This is a genomic window from Pseudoalteromonas distincta (assembly GCF_005877035.1).
Classification (GTDB): domain Bacteria; phylum Pseudomonadota; class Gammaproteobacteria; order Enterobacterales; family Alteromonadaceae; genus Pseudoalteromonas; species Pseudoalteromonas distincta.
The window spans coordinates 845,587-857,839 of record NZ_CP040558.1 but is presented as its reverse complement, the minus strand read 5'-3'; the positions used below and the strand labels follow the sequence as shown (position 1 = coordinate 857,839).

Below are 12,253 nucleotides of genomic sequence, written 5' to 3'. Positions count from 1 at the left end.
GGCGCTTTAAAAGCGCCTTTCTTTATGAGCTAAAATTAATTACTCAACAGTTTGTGTAGCCGTTGGTAAGTTAAGCTCAGCATTGGCTTTAAGCGCTTCAATAAATACCATGTAGTTTTTATTAGCTTGCGCCATAGTAATGCTTTGTTTTGCTTGAGGGTCAATATTAGCTGCAACTTGTGCATCTGTTACCGACTTAAGCGCAACAATTGCTGCATCACCATTATTTAAATTAACGAGATCGACTACCGCAGAATCCGCTGGGTGAGCCATTTTAAAAGCTTGAGTCACAATAGCAGGTGAAACAGTATAGCTTTGACGTGTTAACTTAGCTTCTTGGCGAAGTGTTAAGCTTTGCTCGTTAGCAACATCGTTTAAGCTCTTACCTGCTTGTACTTCTGCAAATAAGCTACGTGCCTTTTCTTTAGCAAGCTCAGATGATTTTTCATTAACTAAACGCGCTTTAATTTCCTCGCTTACTTCGTCTAACGGCTTAGTAGCAGCAGCTTTGTGCTCGTTAATACGAACAATGATTGCATGCTCATCGCCAAGCTCAATAACTTCAGAATTTACTTTATCTTCAAGTAAATCAACTGATGTTAGTGCTGTGACAACTGCAGGGCTGTTTAACGGCTCTGGTAGAGCATTAAGTGCTAAAAGAGGTGTAGATTTAACTTCCACTTCAGCAACTTCTGCAGCATCATCTAAGCGGTCTGAAATTTCAAATGCAAGTGCACCCATTTCAGTTTGCTTTTCGTAAAATGCATCTATTTTTTCAGCTTGTTCTAATTCAGCACGTAAGTCAGCTTTAACATCGTCATACGCTTTAACTTGTTGTGGTTGAATGTCAGTAAGTTTAATTATGTGATAACCAAACTCAGAAGTAACAACGTCAGAAATATCACCTTTATTTTCAAGCGCGAAAGCCGCGTCTTCAAATGCAGGGTCCATTACGTCACGCTCAATCCACTCAAGATCGCCGCCCATTTCGCCACTAACAATATCGTCAGACGATGATTGTGCTAACTCAGCAAAGTCTGCACCTTGCTCTAGCTGTGCATGAAGAGCATTGGCTTTTTCTTTTGCTGCATCATCGTCTTCACTGTTATCAATTAAGATATGTGATACACGACGCTTTTCTGGCTCAACGTATTGTGCTTTGTTTTGCTCATAATACGCTTTAACGTCATCCTCGGTTACCGATTCAACATTGATATCTGCTGCTTTAAGCTCAATGTAACTTACTGAGATAAGCTCTGGAGATAAAAATTGAGATGCGTTTAAGTCGTAGTAATCAGATACTTCTTGATCTGATACTTCAACATTCGCGGCAAGTGCCTCTTTGTTTACAACTACGTAATCAATACTACGAGTTTGCTGCTGAAGAGCAATTGCGCTTTTCAGCTCGCTCTCTAGGGCAAAGTCTGTACCTGCAACAGCAGATACTACCTGACTACGTGTCATATCTTTACGTAAATATTCACGAAAAGCATCTGGTTGAAAATTCATTTGACGAATTACTTGTAGGTAACGGTCGTTATTGAATTTTTCACCAATTTGAAAGTATGGTAATTCTAAAATTGTTTTACGTACACTTTCGTCGCTTACGCGAAGGCCTAAATCAGCCGCTAGCTGTGATTGCAATTCTTGTTGTACTAAGCGGTCAACTACACCTTGACGAATTTGTGCCATGTAATTTGGATCAGCTGCAATTTGTGTAAAGTATTCACCAAATTGTTGCTCTAAACGGCTACGTTCATTTTGGTAAGCACGGTTAAAATCGGTTTGACTAATTTTAATTCCATTTACTTCAGCAACGGGTTGTTCTGTGGTTTGACCTAAGTAACTACCGATCCCTGCTAAGGCAAAAGATAAAATCACCGCGCCTAAAATTATTTTGGCTACAGGTCCTTGCGAACCTTCTCTGATTTTCTCAAGCATTTGTTTATCTCTTTTTGATCAAGGTATTTTACCTTGTCACATGTAAAAAAAGCGTATCTTACCAGATACGCTTTTTCACTTGAAGTAACTGGCGGAAAAGTTACTTAACTCATCTGTTTTGGTGAATCAGTAACTTTACACTCGCCATAACTAATGTGTTTAAAACAGTGATTAGTTTACTGCGTCTTTAAGCGCTTTACCGGCTTTGAAAGCTGGAATAGTTGCAGCAGCAATTTGGATAGTTTCACCAGTTTGCGGGTTACGGCCTGAACGTGCAGCACGTTCACGTACTGAGAAAGTACCAAAACCTACAAGTGCAACTGAGTCGCCATCTTTTAGCGCGCCAGATACAGATTCGATGAATGAATCTAGTGCACGACCTGCAGCCGCTTTAGAAATGTCAGCATCAGCTGCGATTTGATCGATTAATTGAGATTTATTCACAATATCATCCTCTTTCATTGTTATTATCAAGAGCGATGGTTTTTTAAACTAACATCACTTTTTTGAAAATTTTAGAGCAAACTTTTAATGCCCACATGATTATATTTTTCTTAAGCCTAGGCCCCGTAAGGGCTAGGCTTGAAAACCAGTGCTTAACTTATCATACCGTTTAGATTTGAAAAGCCCTAAAAAGCACTTTTTTTATGTTTTTTCTTGGTTTTTAGGTGTTTCGACCGAAAAACTCTCAACAGGATGCACTAAAGCAAGCTTTAACACCTCGTCAATCCAAGTAACTGGGTGAATATCAAGACCTGCCAGCACGTTGTCTGGTATCTCTTTTAAGTCACGTTCGTTAATTTTTGGAATGATCACTGTTTTAATTCCACCACGATGCGCCGCTAATAACTTCTCTTTTAAGCCACCAATCGGAAGTACTTCACCGCGTAGCGTAATTTCACCAGTCATAGCAACATCTGCTCGTACAGGATTACCCGTTAAGCTAGATACAAGACCCGTTACCATTGCTGCGCCCGCACTAGGACCATCTTTTGGTGTTGCGCCCTCAGGTACGTGTACGTGAATATCACGTTTTTCGTAAAAGTCGCTGTTAATACGGAAAGTATCTGCTCGATTACGCACAACCGTCATTGCCGCTTGAATCGACTCTTGCATTACATCGCCAAGAGAACCGGTGTAACTTAACTTGCCTTTACCTGGCACTGCCGCACATTCAATTGTTAGCAAATCACCGCCAACTTCTGTCCATGCTAAGCCTGTAACTTGACCAATACGGTCGCCATCTTCAGCTTTGCCATAATCAAAGCGCTGCACACCTAAAAAGTCTTCTAGGTTATCTTGATTGATGGTCACTATTTTAGTGTCTTTTTCAAGCAAGATATTTTTAACTGCTTTACGACATAGTTTCGAAATTTCGCGCTCTAAGTTACGTACACCCGCTTCACGTGTGTAATAACGAATAATGCCAATAATTGCGCTGTCTTCGATAACTATTTCAGACTCTTTTAAGCCGTTACGTTTAACTTGTTTAGTAATTAAGTGCTCTTTTGCAATGTTTAGCTTTTCATCTTCGGTGTAACCCGACAAGCGAATAACTTCCATACGGTCCAATAATGGACCAGGAATGTTAAAGCTGTTTGATGTTGCTACAAACATAACGTCAGATAAATCGTAATCGACTTCAAGATAGTGATCGGCAAAATGACTGTTTTGCTCCGGATCAAGCACCTCTAACAATGCTGATGCTGGATCGCCGCGCATATCTGATGACATTTTATCGATTTCATCTAATAAGAATAATGGGTTTTTAACGCCCACTTTTGTCATGTTTTGAATTAGCTTACCTGGCATTGAACCTATATATGTACGACGATGACCGCGAATCTCAGCTTCATCGCGAACGCCGCCAAGCGCCATACGAACATACTTACGACCAGTAGAACGTGCAATAGATTGCCCAAGTGATGTTTTACCAACACCTGGTGGTCCGACTAAACATAAAATTGGCCCTTTGAGCTTATTAGTACGCTGTTGTACTGCGAGGTACTCAATAATGCGTTCTTTTACTTTATCTAAGCCGTGATGATCGCTATCAAGAATTTTTTGTGCGCCTGCTAAGTCTTTTTTCACTTTAGAGCGTTTTTTCCATGGCACATTAATTAATGTATCTATGTATGAACGCACTACAGTTGCTTCTGCAGACATTGGCGACATCATTTTAAGCTTATTGAGCTCTGTAGTTGCCTTTTCTTTAGCTTCATCAGGCATGCCAGAATCTTCAATACGCTTTTTAAGCGCTTCAAATTCATCAGGCACATCATCAAGCTCACCAAGTTCTTTTTGAATGGCTTTCATTTGCTCATTGAGGTAATACTCGCGCTGAGATTTTTCCATCTGCTTTTTAACGCGGGTACGAATTTTCTTCTCAACTTGCAATAAGTCTATTTCGCCTTCCATTAGTGCCATTAAATATTCAAGACGTTCTGTGACACTTGAAATTTCGAGCACTTTTTGTTTTTCAGGTACTTTAAGCGGCATATGCGCTGCCATTGTGTCGGCAAGGCGTGCTGGCTCATCGATACCTGAAACTGAAGTTAGTACTTCAGGTGGAATTTTTTTATTTAGCTTTACATAGCCTTCAAACTGGCTAATTGCGCTTCGGATAAAAATATCTTGCTCTTGTTCATCTACAGAATCAGATTCAATAAATTGAGCATTAGCGACAAAAAAGTCATCGTTATCTACAAACTCTTCAATTTGTGCGCGCTGTGTACCTTCGACTAAAACTTTAACTGTACCGTCTGGTAATTTTAATAACTGAAGTACAGTGGCAATAGTACCGATACGATAAATATCATCTTGCTCTGGTTCATCTACAGTTGCATCTTTTTGTGCAACCAAGAAAATTTGTTTGTCTTTGTCCATTGCCGCTTCTAGGCATTTTATTGATTTTTCACGGCCAACAAAAAGCGGGATCACCATGTGCGGGTATACCACAACATCGCGCAGTGCAAGGACTGGGATTTCGACTCGGTCGGTTCTCTCAAGCGTCATTATAGTTTCTCTTCGCACTTCATTTATTTTAAAGATTACTCAAGTATATGGGGATAACCTAATTAAAGTTCAACAATTTTCCCTTACTCGATTAAATTAATTATAAAAAAAGGAGCCTAAGGCTAATGCCGATCAGTTAAGAAAATGACCGGTTGACCGATCCAAACGATCATGCAAAATCCGTAGTTAGGAAACTAACTACGGATTTTTTGTGAATATAGAACAAGCACTGCAAGCAACACTTGAAGAAAGCAGCCGATACCATACCTTTGAAAAATTATCAGAAATTCTTGACCCTGAAATCATTGAACAAGGTTTTCAACAAGCAGGGATTGCAACCGTTCGTAAGCGAAGATTACCGCTTGAAGCCGTTTTGTGGTCAGTTATTGGCATGGCATTGTTTCGAAAAGAATCAGTTTGGAATATCGCTAATAAGCTAGATATCATGTTACCTGGCAAGAACCAACTCGTTGCTCCAAGTGCGATGGTACAGGCGAGACAAAGGTTAGGTGATGATTCCGTTAAACACGTTTTCAATAAATCTGCTCAATCAATGTATAAGCAACAGTCATTCGAAACATGGAATGGTTTGAACCTATTAGCTGTTGACGGTGTTGTGTGGCGAACAGCCGACACGCCTGATAATCGTAAAGCCTTCTCTTCAGGTAGCAACCAATACGGTGATACAGCCTTTCCTCAAATACGCATGGTCTGTCATATGGAATTGACCAGCCATCAACTTCTCAGTAGCGAGTTTGATAACTATAAAACCAACGAGATGAAATTAGCTGAGCGTTTAATTGAACGTACACCAGATAATTCACTGACTATGTTTGATAAAGGATATTATTCTTTAGGCCTGTTAAACCGTTGGCATCAAACTGGGGAGATGAGGCACTGGCTGATACCAGCAAGGCCAGACTTACAGTATGAAATCATCTCCAGCGCGGGTAAAAATGACCATATCATTGAATTGAAAACCACAAAGCATGCACAAAAAAACTTTCCCGATGTTCCTGAAACGATTAAAGCGAGATTAATCAGCAAAACAATAAAGGGCAAAAGCTACCGTATATTAACCTCGATGACGGATAGATTGCGTTATCCAGGTAATGAAATTGTTGAATTATATTGTCATCGTTGGGAGATAGAACTTGGGTTTAGAGAAATCAAACAAACCATGCTTGATAGCGCATACCATTTAAGAAGTAAGCGTCCAGACATGGTGCGTCAGGAGCTATGGGCCGTGTTACTCGCCTATAATTTAATACGAAGAATAATGACGATGGCGGCGACAGTCACAGGGATATGGCCTAACCAGCTTAGTTTCTCTAGCAGTTCGATGGCTGTCATTCAGTATTTCTCGTCAGTATCTATAATGAGCCCAGGGAACATTCCAATACACTGGCAGCACTTACTCGATACACTGGTCTTATTTAAGCTTCCAGCTAGACGAGAGGATAGAAGATATCCCCGATGGGTTAAGCCAAAACCATCTAAGTATCCCCATAAAAAGAAAGATGCCAGTCAGCTTAACTGACTGGCATTAAGCCTAAGGCTCCTTTTTCCATTCAAATAGCTTAAAAACTATTCTGATGCAGCTTTATCTTGTTTATTATTTTCATAAATCAAGATTGGATCTGACTCACCTTTAATAACGGTTTCATCAATAACCACTTTGCTTACATCATCCATTGAAGGAAGTTCGTACATAGTATCAAGTAATACACCTTCAACAATTGAACGAAGACCACGTGCGCCTGTTTTACGCTCCATTGCTTTGTGGGCAATTGCAGCTAAGGCATCATCGCGAAACTCAAGTTCAACGTCTTCCATACCAAACAATACTGAAAACTGTTTAGTAATCGCGTTTTTAGGTTCACTCAATATTTGTACAAGAGCTGCTTCATCAAGTTCTGTTAACGTAGCCACTACCGGCAAACGACCTATAAACTCAGGAATTAAGCCATATTTAACTAAATCTTCTGGCTCTACGTCTTTAAATGTTTCACTTAAAGAACGATTCGCCGCAGACTCTTTTACGCTAACGCCAAAACCGATACCGGTGTTTTTATGGCTACGTTGCTCAATTACTTTATCTAGGCCTGAAAATGCACCACCACAAATAAACAAGATTTTAGATGTGTCTACTTGTAAAAACTCTTGCTGTGGATGTTTACGACCACCTTGCGGTGGAACAGAAGCAACGGTGCCTTCAATCAGTTTAAGTAGCGCCTGTTGAACGCCCTCGCCTGATACGTCACGCGTAATTGAAGGATTATCTGATTTACGAGAAATCTTGTCAATTTCATCGATGTAGACAATACCGCGCTGTGCTTTTTCAACATCGTAATCGCACTTTTGTAAAAGCTTTTGAATGATGTTTTCAACATCTTCACCTACATAACCTGCTTCGGTTAATGTAGTGGCATCGGCCATAGTAAACGGCACATCAAGTAGGCGCGCTAATGTTTCTGCAAGTAATGTTTTACCACTACCTGTTGGGCCGATAAGCAAAATATTACTTTTACTTAATTCAATGTCTTGCTTAGTCGATTGGTTACGTAGGCGTTTATAATGGTTATAAACGGCAACAGACAATACTTTTTTAGCATGATCTTGACCAATAACATAATCGTCTAAGTGTTTACGAATTTCTTTTGGTACAGGTAGTTTGTCAGACGTATCATGCTTAGGAGCAATGTCTTTGATCTCTTCCCTGATAATATCGTTACACAACTCTACACATTCATCACAAACGTATACTGAAGGGCCTGCAATTAATTTACGCACTTCATGTTGGCTTTTGCCACAAAAAGAGCAGTATAACAATTTATTACTTTTGTCGCCGTCTGTAGGAGTGTCAGACATTCAGCTACCTCATTTTATTACGTTGGCCACCAAAATTATTGGCGGCTATTTCAATACGCTTTAACTATACCAAAATTTATTGGTTTTCGCATAGTAACTCAAAGTGGCAAACAGGTAGTCCTGTTTACCAAGCGCTTACTTTTTGTCGCGATTTGTAAACACAGAGTCTACCAAACCGTAATCTACAGCTTGCGAAGCACTCATGAAGTTATCACGATCTGTGTCTTTAGAGATAATATCCAATGGTTGGCCTGTATGCTCAGCCATTAAGCGGTTAAGCTTATCTTTAATAGACAGAATTTCTTTAGCGTGTATTTCAAAGTCAGATGCTTGACCTTGGAAACCACCTAATGGTTGATGAATCATCACACGTGAGTTTGGTAGGCAAAAACGCTTACCTTTAGCACCAGCAGTAAGTAAAAAAGCACCCATGCTTGCAGCTTGACCTACACATATTGTACTTACATCTGGTTTGATGAAGTTCATTGTGTCGTAAATAGCCATACCCGCAGTTACTGAACCACCTGGTGAGTTGATATATAAAAAGATATCTTTATCAGGGTTCTCTGATTCTAAAAATAGCATTTGCGCTAAGATCAGATTTGCCATGTTGTCTTCAACTTGACCTGTTAAAAAGATAATACGCTCTTTTAATAATCTCGAATAAATATCATACGAGCGCTCGCCTTTTGGTGTTTGTTCAACAACCATTGGGACCAATGCATTTAGGGGATCTGTAATACCAGTATTCATACTTATTTAATTCCTTATGCGCTTATACTTATCCTTATTATAAGGAAGCATAGTTATCGTTTTTCGCAAATTTAGAGCCAAAAACTAAAATGGCCCGGGCACGCTGTATAAACAGAGTAACACGAGCCATTTAATCGTTAGCGAGAGCTTAAGTCAATGACTTATTAAGCACCTTGCTGTGGATTCATGATGTCATCAAATGCTTTTTCAACATCAGTAACAACTGCTTTAGCTAAAATAGCTTCAACAGCTTGCTCTTCCATTGCTACATTACGCATTTGCTGCATAAGTTGATCATTACCTTTGTAGTATTCTACTACTTCAGTTGGATCTTCGTATGCAGAAGCTACTGTTGCGATTAATGCTTCAACTTTAGCATCATCAACTTTGATGTCGTTAGCTTTAATCACTTCACCTAATAAAAGGCCAGTTTTAACACGTGTTACAGCTTGCTCGTGGAACAATTCAGCTGGAAGCTCTGGCATGTTTTGAGCGTCGCCGCCAAAACGTTGAGCTGCTTGCTGACGTAGAGCATCAACTTCTTGATCAACAAGTGCTTTAGGCACTTCGATTTCGTTGTTAGCTAAAAGACCTTTGATTGCTTGGTCTTTAACGCTTGCTTTAACCGCTTGGTCTAGCTCACGTGTCATGTTCTTTTTAACTTCTTCTTTAAGCGCGTCTACGCCGCCTTCGGTAACACCGAATTTAGTTGCAAACTCTTCGCTTAATTCTGGTAATTCTTGCGCTTCAACTTTTTTCACTGTGATAGTGAATTGAGCCGCTTTACCTTTTAAGTTTTCAGCGTGGTAATCATCAGGGAAAGTTACATCAGCAACTACTTCTTCGCCTGCTTTTTTACCTACGATGTTATCTTCAAAACCTGGGATCATACGACCTTGGCCAAGTTCTAATGGGAAGTCTTCAGCTTTGCCGCCTTCAAATACTTCACCGTCGATAGTACCTACGAAATCAACTGTTACACGGTCGTTTTCGCCAGCAGCTGCATCAACATCAGCCCACGCTGCGTGTTGCTTACGAAGTGTTTCTAGCATGTTAGCTAAATCTTCGTCAGTTACTGTTACTGCTGGTTTTTCAACAGTAATTTTATCTAAACCTTGAACTTCAACTTCAGGGTAAACTTCAAACGTTGCTGAGAATTCTAAATCTTTACCTGCTTCAAGTGATTTAGGAGCGAATGTAGGCGCGCCAGCTGGGTTGATTTTTTCAGAAACGATTGCTTCAATGTAATTACGTTGCATTACTTCGCCAGCAACTTCTTGACGAACTGCAGGGCCAAAACGCTTGTTAATTACAGATACTGGAACTTTACCAGCACGGAAACCATCTATACGCTGTGTTTTTGACAGTTGTTGTAGGCGTTTTTTTACTTCGGTCTCAACGTTCTCTGAAGGAACGGTGATAGTTATACGGCGCTCAAGGCCTTGGGTCGTCTCAACAGAAACTTGCATGATTTACCTCAATATTCAATTTTGGCGACTGTTCGCCTTCCTTTACAAACAAAGTGTTCTGCATGAGTCTTGATAAAGTTTAAGCGGTTTTTCACACTTAAAAGCATCCGTCGCTACCATGAGACACCATTGCTGCTTTGCCCTTCGGGCACTATGTTAAACAATAGACGCGGCATTATAACCTAATATTTATGATAGTCGAGTATAGGGGGCAATTATTTGGACTAGATAAGGGACTATAAAGACTAACTGAATAAAAAACAGGCTAACTACGGACTAAATAGAATAAAATAGAAATTATTTAATAGAATTATAGGCTAACAGATTTAGATTTATAACTTAGAGGAGTTTACTTATTGTTCTTATTGGATAAGAAAATGGTCGGCGATGCAGGATTTGAACCTGCGACCCCTTGGACCCAAACCAAGTGCGCTACCAAACTGCGCTAATCGCCGACATTGAAGAGTTAACTTCTTTTTTCATACTGAACACTTAAACTGAGAGTTTAAGACCATTTTAAGAAAATGGTCGGCGATGCAGGATTTGAACCTGCGACCCCTTGGACCCAAACCAAGTGCGCTACCAAACTGCGCTAATCGCCGATATTCGTTGTAAATGGGGTGACTGATGGGGCTCGAACCCACGACAACCGGAATCACAATCCGGGGCTCTACCAACTGAGCTACAATCACCGCTATATTTACATGTTTTCAAATGGTGCACCCAGAAGGATTCGAACCTTCGACCGACGCCTTAGAAGGGCGTTGCTCTATCCAGCTGAGCTATGGGCGCATCGAAAACTTCATAGTTTACCAATAAGCTATTCGATTATAAAAAATTATAAAAAAATGGTCGGCGATGCAGGATTTGAACCTGCGACCCCTTGGACCCAAACCAAGTGCGCTACCAAACTGCGCTAATCGCCGAAACTTATTATTGCTAGCGAGTGACCTCGTTGACAACGGGGTGCATAATAGTGATTTGACGGGGTTAGGTCAAACGTTTTTTTAAGAAAACCAATCAAGTGCTCATTTTTAGTGCACAATGGTTAAATATTACAATAGTCGGCTGAATTTTAAACTATTTAACAGCTCAAACGTTATATACCTTAAAAGCAACTTGGCGCTGCTATGCTTTTCTGCGAAAATAGTAGGCACATTATAAAACGAGTTAAATAAAGAGCGTATTTTTCTTTATTAGCATTTTTACCCCTATTTTATTATGCATTCGTTTTTAGAGTATCGGTATCTAGTTAATTAACCCCAATTAAAGGTCACCCATGACGGCAAACATCATTGATGGTAAGGCAATCGCAAAACAAGTACGTAGCGCTGTAGCAGAACGCGTAAGTGAACGTGTAGCAAATGGTTTACGTGCACCAGGACTTGCAGTAGTACTTGTAGGACTTGATCCAGCAAGCCAAGTTTATGTTGGTTCAAAACGTAAAGCCTGTGAAGAAGTCGGTTTTATCTCTAAATCATTTGATTTACCAGCAGACACACAAGAGCAAACTCTTTTAGATTTAATTGACGAGCTAAATAATGATGCCGAAGTTGATGGAATTTTAGTGCAGTTACCACTGCCAAAAGGTCTTGATGCTGAAAAGATTTTAGAACGTATTACCCCACATAAAGATGTTGATGGATTTCATCCATATAACATTGGTCGATTAGCACAGCGTATGCCTGCCCTTCGCCCATGTACGCCTAAAGGTATTATTACATTACTTGATTCAACGGGTGTACGTTATAAAGGGATGCATGCAGTTGTCGTTGGCGCGTCAAATATTGTTGGTCGTCCAATGTCGTTAGAGCTTTTATTAGCAGGTTGTACTACCACTGTATGTCATAAGTTTACTCAAGACTTAGAAACACATGTTCGCCGCGCTGACTTATTAGTTGTGGCTGTCGGTAAACCTGAATTTATACCGGGAGATTGGATAAAAGAAGGCGCTATTGTTATCGATGTGGGCATTAACCGCTTAGATACGGGTAAATTAGTCGGTGATGTTCAATACAGTGTTGCCGAACAAAAAGCGCACTTTATTACACCTGTACCAGGTGGCGTTGGCCCGATGACTGTCGCAAGCTTAATTGAAAACACACTTGAAGCGTGTGAAAAGTATCACAGCTAAGCTGTTAAATAATTAAAAAAGGGTTGCCATTTGGCAACCCTTTTTTAGTTTGACCTGAATTACTTTAAAC

8 protein-coding genes and 5 tRNA genes are annotated in these 12,253 nt (G+C 40.1%); 2 read left to right on the top strand and 11 right to left on the bottom strand.

The features are described from left to right. Positions 1 to 39 precede the first annotated feature (39 nt). From FFU37_RS03775 to lon, 3 genes are all read right to left on the bottom strand, one after another. On the bottom strand, positions 40 to 1,941 hold the full coding sequence (locus FFU37_RS03775) for a SurA N-terminal domain-containing protein (protein ID WP_024606161.1): 1,902 nt from the start codon (positions 1,939 to 1,941) through the stop codon (positions 40 to 42). A gap of 171 nt (positions 1,942 to 2,112) precedes the next feature. Further along, on the bottom strand, positions 2,113 to 2,385 hold the full coding sequence (hupB, locus tag FFU37_RS03770) for a nucleoid-associated protein HU-beta (protein WP_002958342.1): 273 nt from the start codon (positions 2,383 to 2,385) through the stop codon (positions 2,113 to 2,115). Between the two features lie 201 nt (positions 2,386 to 2,586). Beyond that, complete coding sequence (gene lon / locus FFU37_RS03765) at positions 2,587 to 4,956, bottom strand: endopeptidase La (protein WP_024596372.1); 2,370 nt, start codon at positions 4,954 to 4,956, stop codon at positions 2,587 to 2,589. Positions 4,957 to 5,167: 211 nt separating this feature from the next. On the opposite strand from lon, the gene FFU37_RS03760 reads away from it, so the two are divergent. Continuing rightward, positions 5,168 to 6,496, top strand: a complete 1,329-nt coding sequence (locus tag FFU37_RS03760; RefSeq protein ID WP_039588252.1) for an IS4 family transposase — start codon at positions 5,168 to 5,170, stop codon at positions 6,494 to 6,496. A 47-nt stretch (positions 6,497 to 6,543) separates the two neighbouring features. Here the strand turns inward: FFU37_RS03760 and clpX are convergent, their stop codons facing one another. From clpX to FFU37_RS03720, 8 genes are all read right to left on the bottom strand, one after another. Beyond that, positions 6,544 to 7,827, bottom strand: coding sequence for an ATP-dependent protease ATP-binding subunit ClpX (clpX, locus tag FFU37_RS03755; RefSeq protein WP_138488748.1), 1,284 nt, complete (start codon positions 7,825 to 7,827; stop codon positions 6,544 to 6,546). Positions 7,828 to 7,962: 135 nt separating this feature from the next. Beyond that, on the bottom strand, positions 7,963 to 8,580 hold the full coding sequence (gene clpP, locus FFU37_RS03750) for an ATP-dependent Clp endopeptidase proteolytic subunit ClpP (protein ID WP_002958346.1): 618 nt from the start codon (positions 8,578 to 8,580) through the stop codon (positions 7,963 to 7,965). A 164-nt stretch (positions 8,581 to 8,744) separates the two neighbouring features. Beyond that, positions 8,745 to 10,049, bottom strand: coding sequence for a trigger factor (gene tig / locus FFU37_RS03745; RefSeq protein WP_002958347.1), 1,305 nt, complete (start codon positions 10,047 to 10,049; stop codon positions 8,745 to 8,747). 378 nt (positions 10,050 to 10,427) lie between these two features. After that, positions 10,428 to 10,504 (bottom strand) — tRNA-Pro (locus FFU37_RS03740). Positions 10,505 to 10,574: 70 nt separating this feature from the next. Next, positions 10,575 to 10,651 (bottom strand) — tRNA-Pro (locus FFU37_RS03735). A gap of 14 nt (positions 10,652 to 10,665) precedes the next feature. Further along, positions 10,666 to 10,741: transfer RNA gene (locus FFU37_RS03730), tRNA-His, on the bottom strand. A gap of 23 nt (positions 10,742 to 10,764) precedes the next feature. Further along, positions 10,765 to 10,841 (bottom strand) — tRNA-Arg (locus tag FFU37_RS03725). Between the two features lie 57 nt (positions 10,842 to 10,898). After that, a tRNA-Pro gene (locus FFU37_RS03720) sits at positions 10,899 to 10,975 on the bottom strand. A gap of 353 nt (positions 10,976 to 11,328) precedes the next feature. Here FFU37_RS03720 and folD point away from each other — a divergent pair. After that, positions 11,329 to 12,183 (top strand): bifunctional methylenetetrahydrofolate dehydrogenase/methenyltetrahydrofolate cyclohydrolase FolD, encoded by an 855-nt coding sequence (gene folD / locus FFU37_RS03715; protein ID WP_002958348.1) that lies wholly within the window; start codon positions 11,329 to 11,331, stop codon positions 12,181 to 12,183. The last annotated feature ends 70 nt before the right edge of the window (positions 12,184 to 12,253 follow it).

Coding starts and splice junctions, on each gene's coding strand:
- FFU37_RS03775 (WP_024606161.1), bottom strand. CDS start 1,941: ATGCTTGAGAAAATCAGAGAAGGTTCGCAAGGACCTGTAGCCAAAATA.
- lon (WP_024596372.1), bottom strand. CDS start 4,956: ATGACGCTTGAGAGAACCGACCGAGTCGAAATCCCAGTCCTTGCACTG.
- clpX (WP_138488748.1), bottom strand. CDS start 7,827: ATGTCTGACACTCCTACAGACGGCGACAAAAGTAATAAATTGTTATAC.
- clpP (WP_002958346.1), bottom strand. CDS start 8,580: ATGAATACTGGTATTACAGATCCCCTAAATGCATTGGTCCCAATGGTT.
- tig (WP_002958347.1), bottom strand. CDS start 10,049: ATGCAAGTTTCTGTTGAGACGACCCAAGGCCTTGAGCGCCGTATAACT.
- folD (WP_002958348.1), top strand. CDS start 11,329: ATGACGGCAAACATCATTGATGGTAAGGCAATCGCAAAACAAGTACGT.